Origin of the sequence: Streptomyces sp. NPDC093795, assembly GCF_044764665.1 — a bacterium.
In the GTDB taxonomy this organism is placed as follows: domain Bacteria; phylum Actinomycetota; class Actinomycetes; order Streptomycetales; family Streptomycetaceae; genus Streptomyces.
Map to the genome: position 1 here is coordinate 240,866 of NZ_JBIWIO010000002.1, position 16,705 is coordinate 257,570.

At 71.7% G+C, this 16,705-nt stretch carries 12 protein-coding genes; 7 read left to right on the forward strand and 5 right to left on the reverse strand.

Annotated elements, in window-relative coordinates; translation table 11 throughout:
* The first annotated feature begins 46 nt into the window (after positions 1 to 46).
* Both ACIRB7_RS06155 and ACIRB7_RS06160 read left to right on the forward strand, forming a co-directional pair.
* On the forward strand, positions 47 to 2,296 hold the full coding sequence (locus ACIRB7_RS06155; protein ID WP_403593063.1) for an ATP-dependent RecD-like DNA helicase: 2,250 nt from the start codon (positions 47 to 49) through the stop codon (positions 2,294 to 2,296).
* A 179-nt stretch (positions 2,297 to 2,475) separates the two neighbouring features.
* A complete protein-coding gene (locus tag ACIRB7_RS06160) occupies positions 2,476 to 3,765 on the forward strand; it encodes a citrate synthase (RefSeq protein ID WP_351209775.1) in 1,290 nt (429 codons plus the stop codon).
* Positions 3,766 to 4,146: 381 nt separating this feature from the next.
* Here ACIRB7_RS06160 and ACIRB7_RS06165 read toward each other — a convergent pair whose 3' ends face one another.
* Positions 4,147 to 6,369: a heavy metal translocating P-type ATPase gene (locus ACIRB7_RS06165; RefSeq protein ID WP_403593067.1), complete on the reverse strand. Its 2,223-nt coding sequence runs from the start codon at positions 6,367 to 6,369 to the stop codon at positions 4,147 to 4,149.
* A 72-nt stretch (positions 6,370 to 6,441) separates the two neighbouring features.
* The gene (locus ACIRB7_RS06170; RefSeq protein WP_403593070.1) at positions 6,442 to 6,666 is read right to left on the reverse strand and encodes a heavy-metal-associated domain-containing protein; all 225 of its coding nucleotides are present in this window, start codon (positions 6,664 to 6,666) and stop codon (positions 6,442 to 6,444) included.
* A 170-nt stretch (positions 6,667 to 6,836) separates the two neighbouring features.
* On the opposite strand from ACIRB7_RS06170, the gene ACIRB7_RS06175 reads away from it, so the two are divergent.
* Positions 6,837 to 8,111, forward strand: coding sequence for a cation:proton antiporter (locus ACIRB7_RS06175; RefSeq protein WP_403593072.1), 1,275 nt, complete (start codon positions 6,837 to 6,839; stop codon positions 8,109 to 8,111).
* On the opposite strand, the gene ACIRB7_RS06180 is transcribed toward ACIRB7_RS06175, so the two are convergent.
* A complete protein-coding gene (locus ACIRB7_RS06180; RefSeq protein ID WP_403593075.1) occupies positions 8,089 to 8,793 on the reverse strand; it encodes a TetR/AcrR family transcriptional regulator in 705 nt (234 codons plus the stop codon). The genes ACIRB7_RS06175 and ACIRB7_RS06180 overlap by 23 nt on opposite strands.
* Before the next feature lie 162 nt (positions 8,794 to 8,955).
* On the opposite strand from ACIRB7_RS06180, the gene ACIRB7_RS06185 reads away from it, so the two are divergent.
* Positions 8,956 to 11,244 carry an MMPL family transporter gene (locus ACIRB7_RS06185; protein WP_403593078.1) on the forward strand — a complete coding sequence of 763 codons (2,289 nt, stop codon included), beginning with the start codon at positions 8,956 to 8,958 and terminating at the stop codon, positions 11,242 to 11,244.
* Positions 11,245 to 11,311: 67 nt separating this feature from the next.
* On the opposite strand, the gene ACIRB7_RS06190 is transcribed toward ACIRB7_RS06185, so the two are convergent.
* The gene (locus ACIRB7_RS06190; protein WP_351209787.1) at positions 11,312 to 11,509 is read right to left on the reverse strand and encodes a MarR family transcriptional regulator; all 198 of its coding nucleotides are present in this window, start codon (positions 11,507 to 11,509) and stop codon (positions 11,312 to 11,314) included.
* Between the two features lie 262 nt (positions 11,510 to 11,771).
* On the reverse strand, positions 11,772 to 12,725 hold the full coding sequence (locus tag ACIRB7_RS06195; RefSeq protein WP_403593081.1) for a sugar phosphate isomerase/epimerase family protein: 954 nt from the start codon (positions 12,723 to 12,725) through the stop codon (positions 11,772 to 11,774).
* Between the two features lie 187 nt (positions 12,726 to 12,912).
* Here ACIRB7_RS06195 and iolC point away from each other — a divergent pair, with 187 nt between their 5' ends.
* From iolC to iolD, 3 genes are read left to right on the forward strand one after another with little or no spacing between them, the layout of a single operon-like run.
* Entirely contained in the window at positions 12,913 to 13,983 is a 1,071-nt protein-coding gene (gene iolC / locus ACIRB7_RS06200; protein WP_403594353.1) for a 5-dehydro-2-deoxygluconokinase, read from the forward strand.
* Positions 13,984 to 13,992: 9 nt separating this feature from the next.
* Positions 13,993 to 14,826: a 5-deoxy-glucuronate isomerase gene (iolB, locus tag ACIRB7_RS06205; protein WP_403593084.1), complete on the forward strand. Its 834-nt coding sequence runs from the start codon at positions 13,993 to 13,995 to the stop codon at positions 14,824 to 14,826.
* 13 nt (positions 14,827 to 14,839) lie between these two features.
* Positions 14,840 to 16,696 (forward strand): 3D-(3,5/4)-trihydroxycyclohexane-1,2-dione acylhydrolase (decyclizing), encoded by a 1,857-nt coding sequence (gene iolD / locus ACIRB7_RS06210; RefSeq protein ID WP_403593087.1) that lies wholly within the window; start codon positions 14,840 to 14,842, stop codon positions 16,694 to 16,696.
* The last annotated feature ends 9 nt before the right edge of the window (positions 16,697 to 16,705 follow it).

The window sequence follows — 16,705 nt, forward strand, 5'->3', positions numbered from 1 at the left end:
GGCGATAGCCTCCCAGGCATCGGAGACGTAGGAAGCCAGGTGGGGCATGCCCGGTAGGGGAGTTGAGTCGCAGCAAGGCAGCCGCCAGGGTGTTTGTGAAGTGACTGGTGTTCTGGAGCGGATCACCTACGCCAATGAGGAGACCGGCTACACGGTCGCCCGCGTCGACACCGGGCGCGGTGGTGGGGATCTGCTCACCGTGGTCGGGGCGCTGCTCGGGGCGCAGCCGGGGGAGTCGCTGCGGATGGAGGGGCGTTGGGGCTCGCACGCGCAGTACGGCAAGCAGTTCACCGTCGACAACTACACGACCGTCCTGCCCGCCACCATCCAGGGCATCCGCCGCTATCTCGGCTCCGGTCTGATCAAGGGCATCGGGCCCGTCTTCGCCGACCGCATCACCTCGCACTTCGGGCTCGACACCCTCGACATCCTCGAAGAGGCCCCCGCGCGTCTGATCGAGGTCCCTGGCCTCGGGCCCAAGCGCACCAAGAACATCACGGCCGCCTGGGAGGAGCAGAAGGCGATCAAGGAAGTGATGGTCTTCCTCCAGGGCGTCGGCGTCTCCACCTCCATCGCGGTCCGGATCTACAAGAAGTACGGGGACGCCTCGATCTCCGTCGTGCGGAACCAGCCCTACCGGCTCGCCGCCGACGTGTGGGGCATCGGGTTCCTGACCGCCGACAAGATCGCCCAGGCGGTGGGGATACCGCACGACAGCTCGGACCGGGTGAAGGCGGGACTTCAGTACGCGCTGTCGCAGTCCAGCGACCAGGGGCACTGCTTCCTGCCCGAGGAGCGGTTGATCGCCGACGCCGTCAAACTCCTCCAGGTCGACACGGGGCTCGTCATCGAGTGCCTCGCCGAGCTGGCCGAGGACCCCGAGGGGGTCGTACGGGAAGTGGTGCCGGGTCCCGAGGGCACGCCCGTCACCGCCGTGTACCTGATCCCCTTCCACCGGGCCGAACTGTCGCTCGCGGGGCAGCTCCGCCGGCTGCTCGGCGCCGACGAGGACCGGATGGCCGGCTTCCGGGACGTGGCCTGGGACAAGGCCCTCGCCTGGCTCGCGGACCGGACCGGGGCCTCGCTGGCGCCCGAGCAGGAGGAGGCCGTGCGGCTCGCCCTCACCCGTAAGGTCGCCGTGCTCACCGGCGGACCAGGCTGCGGCAAGTCGTTCACGGTCCGCTCCATCGTGGAGCTGGCCCGCGCCAAGAAGGCCAAGGTCGTCCTCGCCGCCCCCACCGGCCGGGCCGCCAAGCGGCTCGCCGAGCTGACCGGCGCGGAGGCCTCCACCGTCCACCGGCTCCTGGAGCTCAAGCCCGGCGGCGACGCGGCCTACGACCGGGACCGGCCCCTCGACGCCGACCTGGTCGTGGTCGACGAGGCCTCCATGCTCGACCTGCTCCTCGCGAACAAGCTGGTCAAGGCCGTGGCGCCGGGAGCCCATCTGCTGCTCGTGGGCGACGTCGACCAGCTTCCGTCCGTGGGCGCGGGTGAGGTCCTCGGCGATCTGCTCGCGCCGGGAAGCCCCGTACCGGCGGTCCGTCTCACCCGGATCTTCCGGCAGGCCCAGGAGTCCGGCGTCGTCACCAACGCGCACCGGATCAACGCCGGCGTCCCGCCGAGGACGGAGGGGCTGCCGGACTTCTTCCTCTTCGTGGAGGAGGAGACCGAGGACGCCGCCCGGGTCGCCGTGGAGGTCGCGGCCCGCCGGATTCCGGCCAAGTTCGGGCTCGACCCGCGCCGGGACGTCCAGGTCCTCGCCCCCATGCACCGGGGCCCGGCGGGCGCGGGCTCGCTCAACGGGCTGCTCCAGCAGGCGATCACCCCGGCCCGCCCGGACCTGCCGGAGAAGCGGTTCGGCGGCCGGGTCTTCCGGGTCGGCGACAAGGTCACCCAGATCCGCAACAACTACGACAAGGGCGCCAACGGGGTCTTCAACGGCACGGTCGGCGTCGTCACCGCCCTCGACCTCGTCGAGCAGCGGCTGACCGTGCGGACGGATGAGGACGAGGAGGTGCCGTACGACTTCGACGAGCTGGACGAGCTCGCCCACGCGTACGCGGTCACCATCCACCGCTCGCAGGGCAGCGAGTATCCGGCGGTGGTGATCCCGGTCACCATGAGCGCCTGGATGATGCTCCAGCGGAACCTGCTCTACACGGCCGTGACCCGGGCCCGGAAGCTGGTCGTCCTGGTCGGCTCCCGCCGCGCGATCGCCCAGGCCGTCCGCACGGTCTCGGCGGGCCGGCGCTTTACCGCACTCGCCTTCCGGCTCACAGGTCGCACCCTCGTGTGAAAGATCACGGAGGACTACCAGAACCGGGGCGAAGGGGGCAGGATATGAAGGTTGGCGGCACTGAGTGCCGCCGATTGGCCCAATGGTCGACCCCGAGTGCACTCTCCTGAGCCAAATGGGGGATGGTAGAGACAGTCAGGGCACCTCGAAGAAGAGGCACTACGTCGGTGAGGGATGACGTGAGCGACAACTCTGTAGTACTGCGGTACGCGGACGGTGAATACACCTACCCGGTGGTCGAGAGCACCGTCGGCGACAAGGGCTTCGACATCGGGAAACTCCGAGCCCAGACCGGTCTGGTCACCCTGGACAGCGGATACGGCAACACCGCCGCCTATAAATCCGCGATCACCTACCTCGATGGTGAGCAGGGGATCCTGCGGTACCGCGGCTACCCCATCGAGCAGCTGGCGGAGCGCTCCACCTTCCTTGAGGTGGCGTACCTGCTGATCAACGGTGAGCTGCCCAAGGTCGACGAGCTGGCGACCTTCAAGAACGAGATCACGCAGCACACGCTGGTCCACGAGGACGTCAAGAACTTCTTCCGCGGCTTCCCGCGGGACGCCCACCCGATGGCGATGCTGTCCTCGGTGGTCTCCGCGCTGTCGACGTTCTACCAGGACAGCCACAACCCGTTCGACGAGGAGCAGCGTCACCTCTCCACGATCCGGCTGCTCGCGAAGCTGCCGACGATCGCGGCGTACGCGTACAAGAAGTCGATCGGTCACCCCTTCGTCTACCCGCGCAACGACCTCGGGTACGTCGAGAACTTCCTGCGCATGACCTTCTCGGTCCCGGCGCAGGAGTACGACCTCGACCCGGTCGTCGTCGCCGCGCTCGACAAGCTGCTGATCCTGCACGCGGACCACGAGCAGAACTGTTCGACGTCCACCGTGCGTCTGGTCGGTTCCTCGCAGGCGAACATGTTCGCGTCGATCTCCGCCGGCATCTCGGCCCTCTGGGGTCCCCTGCACGGCGGCGCCAACCAGTCGGTCCTGGAGATGCTGGAAGGCATCAAGGCCAACGGCGGCGATGTCGACTCCTTCATCCGCAAGGTGAAGAACAAGGAGGACGGCGTCCGCCTGATGGGCTTCGGCCACCGGGTGTACAAGTCCTTCGACCCGCGCGCCAAGATCATCAAGGCGGCGGCGCACGATGTCCTCTCGGCCCTCGGCAAGTCCGACGAGCTGCTGGACATCGCGCTGAAGCTGGAGGAGCACGCGCTCTCCGACGAGTACTTCGTGTCGCGCAACCTCTACCCGAACGTGGACTTCTACACGGGTCTGATCTACCGCGCGATGGGCTTCCCGACCGAGATGTTCACCGTGCTCTTCGCGCTCGGCCGGCTCCCCGGCTGGATCGCCCAGTGGCACGAGATGATCAAGGAGCCGGGCTCCCGCATCGGCCGCCCGCGCCAGATCTACACGGGCGAGGTCCTCCGCGACTTCGTCCCGGTCGAGTCCCGCTGACACTTCGCTGAAAAGCAGGAAGCGCCCCGCCGTCGATCCCCCCACGGGTCGACGGACGGGGCGCTTCCCATATCCCGGAGCGGATTCCCCCCACGGGATCCGGGCCGGGCGTCTGCCGGGCGTCAGCAGAAGCTGCGCGGGGCGGGCGCGACGCGGTCTGCCGGGGTACGTACGTACGGGAGGGCCGCTCAAAGCTCCCCGGTGCACGTGCCCCGGCCAACGCTTGCCAATTGGGACGTCCCCCAAGACCTCCCAATGAACGTCCCCCAAGACGTTCTCGGCATCGCCCACTTAGACTCGCGAACAGCCCAGATGGTTACCCCCCAATATCTGTGATCTAGATCTCCTTGTGAAGGTCCTGTGCGTCACGTGTGGGTGAATTCACGTGAAGCGTCGCAGCCGCAGGCTGTTGGACACGACGAACACGGACGAAAGGGCCATGGCCAGGCCCGCGATCATCGGGTTGAGCAGTCCGGCCGCCGCGAGGGGCAGGGCGGCCACGTTGTAGCCGAAGGCCCAGCCCAGGTTTCCCCTGATCGTCGCCAGGGTCCGCCGGGAGAGCCGGATGGCGTCCGCCGCGACCCGCAGATCGCCCCGGACCAGGGTCAGATCGCTCGCCTCGATGGCCGCGTCCGTACCCGTCCCCATCGCCAGGCCGAGATCCGCGGTGGCGAGCGCGGCGGCGTCGTTCACGCCGTCGCCCACCATCGCGACCGTCCGGCCCTCCGCCTGGAGCCGCCGGACCACCTCGGCCTTCTCCTCGGGCAGCACCTCCGCGATCACCTCGTCGATGCCGACCTCGGCGGCCACCGCCTCCGCCACCGCCCGGTGGTCCCCGGTGAGCAGCACGGGCCGCAGCCCCAGGCCGCGCAGCCGGGCGACCGCCTCGGCGCTGGTGTCCTTGACGGTGTCGGCGACGGTCAGGGTGCCCCTGGCCACCCCGTCCCAGGCGACGTGGACGGCGCCGGGCCCGGCGGCGCCCGCCGGGACCTCCACGCCTTCCGCCGTGAGCAGGGCGGCGCGGCCGACGAGGACCAGATGGCCGTCGACCGAGCCGCGTACGCCGAGCCCGGGGACGTTCTCGAAGGTCTTCGGTACGGGGAGCGGACCGCACCGCTCGGCGGCACCGGCCGCGACCGCGCGGGCCACCGGGTGCTCGGAGGAGTGCTCCAGGGCGCCCGCGAGCCGCAGCAGCCGGAGCTCGTCGGTGCCGTCGGTGCCGTACCTCCCCCCGTACACATGGACGCCGGTCAGCCGCATCCGGCCGGTGGTGACCGTCCCGGTCTTGTCGAGGACGACCGTGTCGACGCGGCGGGTGGACTCCAGGACCTCGGGTCCCTTGATGAGGATGCCGAGCTGCGCGCCCCTGCCGGTGCCGACCAGGAGGGCGGTCGGGGTGGCGAGGCCGAGGGCGCAGGGGCAGGCGATGATCAGGACGGCGACGGCGGCGGTGAACGAGGCGGTCGGGTCGTCGGTGACGAGCAGCCAGGTGACGAGGGTGCCGAGCGCGATGAGGAGCACCACGGGGACGAACACGGCGGAGATCCGGTCGGCGAGCCGCTGCACCTCGGCCTTGCCGTTCTGGGCGTCCTCGACGAGCTTCGCCATCCGGGCGAGCCGGGTGTCGGTGCCGACCCGGGTGGCCCGGACGGCGAGCCGTCCGGAGACGTTGACGCAGCCGCCGGTGACGGCGTCGCCCTCGGTGACGTCGAGCGGCAGTGACTCGCCGGTGAGCAGGGAGGCGTCGACCGCCGACGCGCCCTCGGTGACGGTGCCGTCGGTGGCGATCTTCTCCCCGGGGCGTACGACGAAGAGGTCGCCGGCCCGGAGCGCGGTGACCGGGATCCGTACCTCCGTGCCTCGCCGCAGGACGGTCACGTCCTTCGCGCCGAGCTCCATCAGGGCCCGGAGCGCCGCGCCCGCCTTCCGTTTGGCGCGGGCCTCCAGGTAGCGGCCGAGCAGGATGAAGGTGACGACTCCGGCCGCGACCTCCAGGTAGATCGTGGAGGTGCCGTCGGAGCGGTCGGCGGTGAGGTCGAAGCCGTGCCGCATGCCGGGCATGCCCGCGTCGCCGAGGAAGAGGGCCCAGAGCGACCAGCCGAAGGCGGCGAGGGTGCCGACCGAGACGAGGGTGTCCATGGTGGCGGCGCCGTGCAGGAGGTTGGTGCGGGCGGCCCGGTGGAAGGGCAGTCCGCCCCAGACGACGGCGGGGGCGGCGAGCGTGAGGGAGAGCCACTGCCAGTTGTCGAACTGGAGCGCCGGGACCATGGCGAGCAGGACGACGGGGGCGGCGAGGAGGGCGGTGACGTTGAGCCGCTGCCGGAGGGCGGCGAGCTGCGGGTCCTCGTCGGGCTCCGGGGCGAGCTCGGGCTCGGGCCGGGGCTCAGGGGGCGGGGGTTCCTCGGCGGTGTATCCGGTCCTGACGACGGTGGCGATCAGATCGTCGACCGTCAGCTCCGGGGGGTGCTCGACCCGTGCCTTCTCGGTGGCGTAATTGACCGTCGCCATCACTCCGTCCATCCGGTTGAGTTTCTTCTCGACACGGGCGGCGCAGGAGGCACAGGTCATGCCACCGATCGTCAGCTCGGTGATCGTGGACGTCATGAGCGGTTCCAAACGAGAGCAGGGCCGTACCCGGTAACGGTACGGCCCTGCGGGGTGGTGACAGGCGAGTGGTCAGACCAGCTCGTAGCCGGCCTCGTCGACGGCGGCCCGCACGGCCTCCTCGTCGAGCGGGGCGGCGGAGACGACGGTCACCTGACCGGTGGCGGCGACGGCCGTGACCGAGGAGACGCCGGGCAGCTCGGAGATCTCACCGGAGACGGCGCCCTCGCAGTGGCCGCAGGTCATGCCCTTGACCTGGTAGACGGTGGTGAGCTCGGTCTTCGTCTCTGCGGACATGGCGTTCTCCTCGTGGGTGTCAGAGCCGTACACCACCAATTTATACCCCTAGGGGGTATAAATTCCAGTCAGGGTCGGTCGTGGTGCGCGAGCGATCTCGGCCATGGCCCGGAAGGCGGGCCGTCTCCGTCATCGGATCACCCCGCCGACCCCTATGGTAAATACCCCATATGTCGCATTCGGGGACCACGCTCATCCTGATCATGGCGATCGCCGTCCTGGCGCCGCTGCTCGCCTACGCGGTCGGGCGGAAGCTCCCCGTCCCCCTCGTCATCTTCGAGATCCTGCTCGGCATCCTCATCGGCCCCGACGTCCTCGGCTGGGCCCGTCCGAGCGAGCTGATCGACGGACTCTCCGAACTCGGCCTCACCATGCTGATCTTCCTCGCGGGGTACGAGATCGAGTTCGGCAAGGTCCGCGGCGACACCCTCCGGCGCTCCGTCCGGGCCTGGTTGATCGCCCTCGTGCTCGGACTCGCCGCCGGCATCCTGCTCGGCGGCGGATACGCGAAGGGCGTCTTCATCGGCGTGGCGCTCACCAGCACCGCGCTCGGGACCGTCCTGCCGGTGCTCCGGGACGCGGGCGACCTCCACGGGAGGTTCGGCTCGGTCGTCATGGCCTTCGGGGCGGTCGGCGAGTTCGGCCCGATCATCGCCATGGCGCTGCTCCTGAGCGGGCGCGGCGCGGGCGAGTCGACCGCGCTCCTCGCCGCCTTCGCCGCGCTCACGGCGGGGGCCGTCTACTGGGCGCTGCGGCCGCGCCCGCCGTGGTTCTCCAAGGTCATCGCCAGGACCCTGGACAGCAGCGGCCAGTTCGCGGTCCGGTTCGTCTTCCTGCTGCTCGCCCTGATGCTCGGGGCGTCGACGGCCCTCGGGCTCGACGTACTGCTCGGGGCCTTCGCGGCCGGACTCGTCACCCGGCTCGTGCTGACCGGGGCCGCGCCCGAGTCCGGCCCGCGGATCCTGGAGAAGATCGAGGGCGTCGGTTTCGGCTTCCTCGTCCCGGTCTTCTTCGTCGTCACCGGGATCGAGTTCGACCTGGACTCGCTCCTCGACGGCGGCCGGACGTTGCTCCTGCTGCCGGTCTTCCTGCTGCTGTTCCTGCTGGTGCGCGGCGGGCCGATCTGGTTCCTCGCCCCGCGCGACCTCGGCCGCGAGGACCGGACCGGGCTCGTCCTGTACGGCTCCACCGCGCTGCCGCTCGTCGTCGCGATCACCACCATCGGCGTGGACGACGAGACGCTGACGGCGGGCGAGGCGGCGGCGCTCGTGGGGGCGGGGATGGTCTCCGTCCTCGTCTTCCCGCTGCTCGCGCTGAAGCTGCGGGCGCGGGCGAGGACTGGGACTGGGGCGGGGGCTGGGGCGGGGTCGGGGCCGGGGGCGGGGGAGGAGTCGGGAGGTCCGGGCAGGCCCGGGGGCTCCGTCAGTGGGTCCGAGACGTGGTGACCGGCGGCGCCGCGATCGACCCCTCGGTCAGCGGGGCCAGATAGCGCAGGAGGACGGTCTTGAGCTCGACGATCGTCGCGTCCCGCTCGGCCCCCTCGGGCGCGGCGAGTACGAGGCCCAGGCCGCCCTTGAAGGTCGCGAAGGCCATGTCGGCGACGCGGGCGCGGTCCTCGGCGGGTGTGCCGGGGGCGTAGTGGGCGAGGACGTCCTGCACCCGGGCGAGCAGCGAGACGTGCAGGGCGTCGTGCTCCTCGACGATCCGGCCCGGCACCTCGGAGCCGTGCATGAGGGCGAGGAAGGCCGGGTTCTGGCAGTTGAACTCGATCATCGGATCGACCACGGCGTCGAGCAGTTCGGGTAGTGGCAGGGCGAGGTTCGCCGCGGTGAACGCCTGGCCGTGGGCCTCCCGCATCTCGTGCAGGAGGCGCTCGCCGAGCTCTATCGCGATGGCTTCCTTGTTCGGGAAGTACTGGTAGAGCGTGCCGGGTGAGACGTGGGCCTCGCGCGCGATCGCGTTGGTGCTCGCCGCCGTGTAGCCGTTCGCGCAGAAGACGTTCGCGGCGGCCTGGAGCAGCTGCGCGATGCGGCGCTCGCCGCGCGCCTGGCGGCGGCGCGGCCTGGGTTCGCCGGACGCCTCTCCGGACGTCTCTCCGCTCAGGTCTTCGGACACGTCGTCGGACATGACTGTCCCCAGCTTCCTCAACACGTTTGACAAATGCGAGAGGTCGCTCGCATTCTTGAGAAACGCGAGTGATCGCTCGTGTTTGCCAGTCTATGGCAATGGGTGACCCCTGTGACCTGCCGGGAAGCGAGCACAGGGGTCAGGTGAAGGGGACACCTCGTCATGGCCGAAGTCAAGAAGACACCGCCCGGTGGGGGCGCGCGGGGGGCCGGGGGGTGGACGCGGTTCGTGACCGCCCGCCCGCGCCTCACGCTCCTCGTGGCACTCGTCCTCACCGCCCTCGCCGTCCTGGCCGGCGGCGGGGTCGCCGAACGGATGGGCAGCGGAGGCTGGGAGGACCCGGCCGCCGAATCCACGTACGCGACGGAGGCCCTGGAGCGCCGCTTCCCCGGCTCCCAGCCCAATCTGCTCCTGCTCGTCGACGCGGGACCGGCCGGCGTCGACGCCCCGGCGGCGGCCGCCGAGGCCCGCGCGCTCGCCGAGCGGCTCGACGCCGAACCGGGCGTCGACGGCGTCGGCTCCTACTGGTCGACCGGCTCGCCCGCCCTCCGCTCCGAGGACGGCCGGCAGGCCGTCATCGCCGCCCGGATCGCCGGCGAGGAGAAGGACGCCGCCGCCATACTCGACCGGATCGCCCCCGAGTACCGGGGCGCGCACGGCCCCGTCGAGGTCTCCCTCGGCGGCTCCCTCGCCGTCCGCCACGAGATGCAGGTGGTCATCCAGGAGGATCTGCTGCGGGCCGAGCTCATCGCCCTGCCCGTCACCCTCGTCCTCCTCGTCATGGTCTTCGGCAGCGCCGTCGCCGCCCTGCTGCCGCTCGGCGTCGGCATCGTCGCCATCCTCGGCACCAACGCCGTCCTGCGTGGCATCACCGAGTTCACGGACGTCTCCGTCTTCGCGCAGAACCTGACGACGGCCCTGGGGCTCGGACTCGCCATCGACTACGCCCTGTTCGTCGTCCGCCGCTACCGCGAGGAGCTCGCCGCCGGGGCCGACACGTACACCGCCGTGCGCACCACCCTGCGCACCGCAGGCCGGACGGTGCTCTTCTCGGCCCTGACCGTCGCCGTCTCACTCGCCGCGATGCTGGTCTTCCCGCAGTACTTCCTGCGCTCCTTCGCGTACGCCGGGATCGCCGTGGTCCTGCTCGCCGCGACCGCCGCGCTCACCCTGCTCCCGGCGGCCCTCGTCCTGCTCGGCGACCGGGTCAACGCACTCGACCTGCGGCGCCTCCTCCGGCGCGGCCGTCCCCGGAAGGCCGCCCTCGACGCCCTCGACGGAGCCGGAGACGGAGCCGGAGCCGGAGACGGCCGCGAAGACGCCGGCTGGGGGCGGGCCGCCGCGCTCGTGATGCGCAGGGCGCCGGTCTTCGCCGTCCTCACCACCGCGGGACTCGTCCTCCTCGGACTGCCCTTCCTCGGTGTGGAGCTCGGCACCGCCGACGACCGCCAGCTGCCCGCCACCGCCTCCTCCCGGGTCGTCCAGGACCAGCTGCGGGACGGCTTCCCCGGCGACCCGGGCGGCGGGATCACCGTCCTCGCCGAGGGCCCGGCCACGCCCGCGCAGTACGCGGACTACCGGGAGCTGATCGCAGGCGTCGACGGCGTCGTACGGGCCGAAGGGCCGGTGACCGCCGGCAGCGGCCACGCCTACTTCACCGTCGTGCCCGAAGGGGAGGCCGTCGGCGCCGAAGCCCAGCGGACGGTCGACGAACTCCGGTCCGTGCCGGCTCCGTTCGAGACGTCCGTCACCGGGCAGGCCGCCGTCCTCGTCGACTCCAAGGACGCCCTCGCCGAGCGGCTGCCCTGGGCGGCGGCGATCATCGTCCTCGTCACGCTGCTCCTCGTCTTCCTGCTCACCGGCAGCGTCCTCATCCCCGTCCAGGCCGTCGTCCTCAACGCCCTCAGCCTCACGGCGATGTTCGGGGCCGTCGTCTGGGTCTTCCAGGACGGCCACCTCTCCGGCCTCCTCGGCTTCACCCCCACCGGCGACATCGAGACCACCCTGCCGGTGCTCATGTTCTGCGTGGCCTTCGGACTCTCCATGGACTACGGGGTGTTCCTGCTCTCCCGCATCAAGGAGGAGTACGACGCCACCGGCGACCACGAGCACTCCGTCCGCTTCGGCCTGCGCCACACCGGCGGCCTCATCACCGCCGCCGCCGTGATCCTCGCCGTCGTCATGGTCGCCATAGGCACCTCCCGCGTCACCAACACCAAGATGCTCGGCCTCGGCGTCGCCCTCGCCGTCCTCATGGACGCCATGGTGGTCCGCAGCCTCCTCGTCCCCTCCGTGATGAAACTGACCGGCCGCCTCACCTGGTGGGCCCCGGGCCCGCTGCGCCGCTTCCACGACCGGTTCGGGATCAGCGAGTCGGACGGGGCGGGCGAGGACCCCGGGGCGGCCGGCGCGGCCGAGACACCCCGGGAGGCCGTCTCGCTGCGCGGATGAGAAAGCGGGACGCCGGGCCCCGGACGATTCGGGGACCCGGCGTCCTCGTCGGGCAGGCGACGGCACGTCAGTCGCGGCGGCCCCGGTTGCCGGGGCGGCTGGCGACCCAGGCGCGGATCGTGTCCGCGTACCAGTAGGGCTTGCCCGACTCCACCTGGTCGGGGGCCGGCAGCAGTCCGTGCTTCCGGTAGGAGCGGACCGTGTCGGGCTGCACCTTGATGTGTGCGGCGATGTCCTTGTACGACCAGAGCCTCTTGTCCGTCATGCCTGGTACCTCCCTGCTCACCGCGCAGCGGCGGCGGGGGTGCCGTTCGGGGGCGCTGCGGGCGGGCGTTGGCGATCACTGAGCCTGTGCCCCCTGCAACGGCCGCCCCAGACAGGAGGAGAACGCCTGTCGTGCGCCTGTGACGGAAAACCCGCATAACGGAGATATGTGTGACGCCGAAGGGACGCGCGTGACAGAAGTGACGCAACAGGACCCCGGCGTGTCCGCGTGCCTCACCCCTGGTCAGGGAGGTATGCGCCCGTCACACGCCGCAGGAGCGCAGGAAGCGCCGGGTGCGCAGCGCGATCGGGTACGGGACGTCCGGCTCGCACGGGTACATGTCCTGCTCGACGATCGCGAACAGGTCCACGTCGAGCGCCGACGCGGCGGCGAGCACCGGTTCGAGGGCGGGCACCCCCGACGGCGGTTCGCACATCACACCCCGCGCCACGGCCGGCCCGAACGGCACCCCCTCGGCCATCACCCCGGCCAGGACCTCCGGGTCGACCTGCTTGAGATGGAGGTAGCCGATCCGCTCGCCGTACGTCTGGATCAGCTTGACGCTGTCCCCGCCCGCGTACGCGTAGTGCCCGGTGTCCAGACAGAGCGAGACCGCGTCCGGGTCGGTGGCGTCCAGGAACCGGGTGACGCTCTCCTCGCCGTCCAGATGGGTGTCGGCATGCGGATGGACGACGATCCGCAGCCCGTACCGCTCGCGCACCTCCCGGCCCAGACGCTCGGTCAGCCGTGTCAGGTCCCGCCACTGGGCCGGGGTGAGCGTCCGGTCCTCAAGCACCTCGCCCGTGCGGTCGTCCCGCCAGAACGCCGGGATGACGACGAGCTGGTCCGCGCCCATCGCCTGCGCGAGGGCCGCGTTCTCGGCGACGTGCGCCCAGGTGCGGTCCCAGACCTCGGGGCCGCGGTGGAGGCCGGTGAAGACCGTCCCCGCCGAGACCCGCAGGCCGCGCCGGGAGGTCTCCTCCGTCAGGACGGCCGGATCGGTGGGCAGATAGCCGTACGGGCCGAGCTCGATCCACTCGAAGCCCGCGCCGGACACCTCGTCGAGGAAGCGCTGCCAGGGCACCTGCCGGGGATCGTCGGGGAACCACACCCCCCAGGAGTCCGGGGCGGAGCCGACCCGGATACGGGACGGGGAAGGGGACGGGGAAGAGGAAGGGGACAGGGGCGAGGACGGCTGCGGTGACGGCTTCGTCATGCCTGCCACCTTCGCCGGGGCCCGAGAGCAGCGTCAAGCACGCCGCTCCGGCCCGGTACGGCCGGTCCTGTCGTCCGAATGTCCGGACATATCGTTGACACGCCTCCCGGCGGACGGCTAGACCTGGGTGCGGGAAGCCGGACGCGAGAGGTGGCGCGTGGAGACGGAGCCGTACGAACTGATCACCATGGGGCGCCTCGGCGTGGACCTCTACCCGCTCCAGACCGGGGTCGGGCTCGACCGGGTCGAGACCTTCGGCAAGTTCCTCGGCGGTTCCCCGGCCAACGTGGCCGTCGCCGCCGCCCGGCTCGGCCGCCGCACCGCCCTCGTCTCCCGCACCGGCGCCGACCCCTTCGGCACCTATCTGCGCCGTGAGCTCAAGGGCTTCGGGGTGGACGAGCGCTGGGTGGGCGAGGTCGAGGAGTACCCGACACCGGTCACCTTCTGCGCCCTCTTTCCGCCCGACGACTTCCCGCTCACCTTCTACCGGCGGCCCAAGGCGCCCGACCTGGAGATCCATGCGCACGAGCTGGACCTCGACGCGATCCGCGCCGCCCGGGTCTTCTGGGCGACCGGCACCGGCCTGAGCGCCGAGCCGAGCCGCACCGCGACCCTGGAGGCGCTGCGGGCCAGGTCCGGCCGTGAGGTGACGGTCCTCGACCTGGACTGGCGGCCGATGTTCTGGGCGGACCCGGCGGCGGCCCGCCCGTACTACACCGAGGCGCTGCGGCACGCGACCGTCGCCGTCGGCAACCTCGACGAGTGCGAGGTCGCGACGGGGGAGCGCGAGCCGTACGCGGCCGCCCGCGCCCTCCTCGCCTCCGACAGTGGGCGCGGCCTCCGTCTTGCCGTGGTCAAGCAGGGCCCCGGGGGCGTCCTCGCGCTGGCCGCCGACGGGACGTGCGCGGAGGTGCCGCCGCTGCCGGTGGACGTCGTCAACGGGCTCGGCGCGGGCGACGCGTTCGGCGGGGCGCTCGTCGACGGACTGCTCGCCGGGTGGGACCTGGAGACGGTCCTGCGCTGTGCGAACGCCGCCGGAGCGATCGTCGCGGGCCGTCTCGCCTGCTCGTCCGCCATGCCGTACGCCTCCGAGATCACCGAAGCCCTCGCCACGGGCAGCGGCACCCTGCCGGAGGCCCACGCCACGCGCGGCCGCACGTCGCCGGAGACCCTCGCCACCGGCAGCGGCGCCCCACCGGAAACCCCCGGCGGCGCCCCACCGGAAACCGCCGGCCGCACCCCGCCGGAGACCGGGTAGGGATGCGTCATGAGCCCTGATCGACCCCCGCCCCTCCCCTCCCTCCACCTGCCCGCCGGGACCGCCGCCCGAGGCCCGTACGCGGTCGACATCGACCCCGCCCGGGCCGGATGGACGTACTCCGCCCTGCGCGTCCTCGCCCTCGGACCGGGAGAGATCCACTCCTTCGAGAGCGGGGATTCCGAATGGGTCGTGCTTCCCCTCTCCGGTGCCTGTAGCGTGCGCGTCGACGGCGAGATCCTCGAACTCCTGGGCCGCGCGAGCGTGTTCGAAGGAGTGAGCGACTTCGCCTATGTACCGCGCGACGCCCACGCCCAGATCGCCTCCGGTGCGGGAGGCCGCTTCGCTTTGGCAGGAGCGAAGTGCGAGCGACGACTCCCCGCCCGCTACGGCCCCGCGCCGGAGGTTCCCGTCGAGACCCGGGGCAGCGGCAACCGCGCCCGCCAGGTGCGGAACTTCGCCTCGGCGGACGCCTTCGACTGCGACCGGCTCATCGCCGTCGAGGTCGTCACGCCCGGCGGCAACTGGTCCTCCTACCCGCCGCACAAGCACGACGAGCACCGCCCCGGCGCCGAGTCCGTCCTCGAGGAGATCTACTACTACGAGATCGAGGGCCCGAACGGCCTCGCGTACCAGCGGATCTCGCCCTCCCGGCCCGGCGGCGCCGACCTCCTCGCCGAGGTGCGTGACGGTGACGCCGTCCTCGTGCCCGACGGCTGGCACGGCCCCTCGATCGCCCAGCCGGGCCACGCCCTCCACTACCTCAACGTCATGGCGGGCCCCAGCCCCGAGCGCGAGTGGAAGATCTGCTTCCACCCGGACCACACGGAGGGATACGCATGAGCAGGGGATACGCATGAGCATCCGGCTGACCGTCGCCCAGGCGCTCGTCCGCTTCCTCGCCGCCCAGTACACCGAGCGCGACGGAGCCCGGCACCGGCTGATCGCCGCCACCTGGGGCATCTTCGGCCACGGGAACGTCGCCGGGATCGGCCAGGCGCTCCTCGAAGAGCCCCGCATGCCCTTCCACCAGGGCCGTAACGAACAGGCCATGGTCCACGCCGCCGTCGGCTACGCCCGTCAGCGGGGCCGGCTCTCCGCGCACGCCGTCACCACCTCCATCGGCCCCGGCGCCACCAACCTCGTCACCGGCGCCGCCCTCGCCACCGTCAACCACCTGCCGGTCCTGCTCCTGCCCGGCGACACCTTCGCGGGCCGCCCCGCCGACCCCGTACTCCAGCAGCTCCAGGTGCCGTACGCGGGAGACGTGTCGGTCAACGACTGCCTCCGTCCCGTCTCCCGCTACTTCGACCGGGTCACCCGGCCCGAGGCCCTGATCCCGGCCGCCCTCGAAGCCGCGCGGGTCCTCTCCGACCCCGCCGCGACCGGCGCCGTCACCCTCGCCCTGCCGCAGGACGTCCAGGCGGAGGCGTACGACTGGCCCGAGGAGTTCCTCGCCGAGCGGACCTGGCGGGTGCGCCGCCCCCGCCCCGACACGGCCGAACTCGACGCGGCCGTACGGGCCGTGAAGACCGCCGTGCGGCCCCTCATCGTCGCCGGTGGCGGGGTGAGACACAGCGGCGCCGAGGACGCCCTGCGCACCCTCGCCGAGCGGACCGGCATCCCCGTCGCCACCACACAGGCCGGCAAGGGCGTCCTGCCGTACGACCACCCCTGCGAGACCGGAGGCATCGGCCACACCGGCAGCTCCACGGCGAACGCCCTGGCCCGCACCAGCGACCTGATCATCGGCGTCGGCACCCGCTACACCGACTTCACCACCGCATCCGGCACCCTCTTCCCCGAAGGAGCCCGCTTCCTCAACCTCAACATCACCGGCTTCGACGCCCACAAGCAGGGCGCGCTCCCGCTCGTCGCCGACGCCCGCGAGGGCCTCACCGCCCTCGCCGAAGCCCTCGGGGACCACCGCCAGGACATGGTGCAGTGGACCTTCTCCAAGCGGGAGTGGCAGGAGCGGGTCGACGCCGCCTACGCCGTCCCCGACGAGGACGCCCGCCCCACCCAGACCCAGGTCCTCGGCGTACTCGACACTCTGGTCGACGGCAGCGACATCCTGATCAACGCCGCGGGATCGCTCCCCGGCGACCTCCACCAGCTGTGGCGGACCCGTTCGCCGGACCAGTACCACGTCGAGTACGGCTACTCCTGCATGGGCTACGAGATCCCCGCGGCCATCGGCGTCCTCCTCGCCGCGCCCGGCCGGCCCGTCTGGGCGCTCGTCGGCGACGGTACGTATCTGATGAACCCCACCGAAATCGTCACCGCCGTCCAGGAACGCCTGCCTCTGCGGCTCGTCGTCCTCCAGAACCACGGCTACGCCTCCATCGGCGGCCTCTCGGAGGCGGTCGGCGCCGAGCGGTACGGCACCGACTACCGCCACCGTGACCCCGACGGAGGCTTCACCGGCCCACCGCTCCCCGTCGACCTCGGCGCCAACGCCGCCTCCCTCGGCATGCGGGTGCTGCGCCCCCGCACCGTGCGTGACCTGCGGGAAGCCCTCGCGGACGCACGGAAGGCGACGGTTCCCACATGTGTCTACGTCGAGACCGAAACGGCAGACAGAGTGTCGGGCCCGCCCCCGGCCCAGGCGTGGTGGGATGTGCCCGTGGCCGAGACGTCGACCCGCCCGTCGGCGGCCAAGGCCCGCGAGGAGTACGACCGGCACGTCACCGCCCGACGCCGCCATCTCTGAAGGAGTAAC

Bases quoted from the DNA above. Each gene is read 5' to 3' on its own strand.
- ACIRB7_RS06155 (WP_403593063.1), top strand. From the start codon at position 47: ATGCCCGGTAGGGGAGTTGAGTCGCAGCAAGGCAGCCGCCAGGGTGTT.
- ACIRB7_RS06165 (WP_403593067.1), bottom strand. From the start codon at position 6,369: ATGACGTCCACGATCACCGAGCTGACGATCGGTGGCATGACCTGTGCC.
- iolC (WP_403594353.1), top strand. From the start codon at position 12,913: ATGGGGCGCCTCGGCGTGGACCTCTACCCGCTCCAGACCGGGGTCGGG.
- ACIRB7_RS06180 (WP_403593075.1), bottom strand. From the start codon at position 8,793: ATGTCCGACGACGTGTCCGAAGACCTGAGCGGAGAGACGTCCGGAGAG.
- ACIRB7_RS06175 (WP_403593072.1), top strand. From the start codon at position 6,837: ATGTCGCATTCGGGGACCACGCTCATCCTGATCATGGCGATCGCCGTC.
- ACIRB7_RS06195 (WP_403593081.1), bottom strand. From the start codon at position 12,725: ATGACGAAGCCGTCACCGCAGCCGTCCTCGCCCCTGTCCCCTTCCTCT.
- ACIRB7_RS06185 (WP_403593078.1), top strand. From the start codon at position 8,956: ATGGCCGAAGTCAAGAAGACACCGCCCGGTGGGGGCGCGCGGGGGGCC.
- ACIRB7_RS06190 (WP_351209787.1), bottom strand. From the start codon at position 11,509: ATGACGGACAAGAGGCTCTGGTCGTACAAGGACATCGCCGCACACATC.
- ACIRB7_RS06170 (WP_403593070.1), bottom strand. From the start codon at position 6,666: ATGTCCGCAGAGACGAAGACCGAGCTCACCACCGTCTACCAGGTCAAG.
- iolD (WP_403593087.1), top strand. From the start codon at position 14,840: ATGAGCATCCGGCTGACCGTCGCCCAGGCGCTCGTCCGCTTCCTCGCC.
- iolB (WP_403593084.1), top strand. From the start codon at position 13,993: ATGAGCCCTGATCGACCCCCGCCCCTCCCCTCCCTCCACCTGCCCGCC.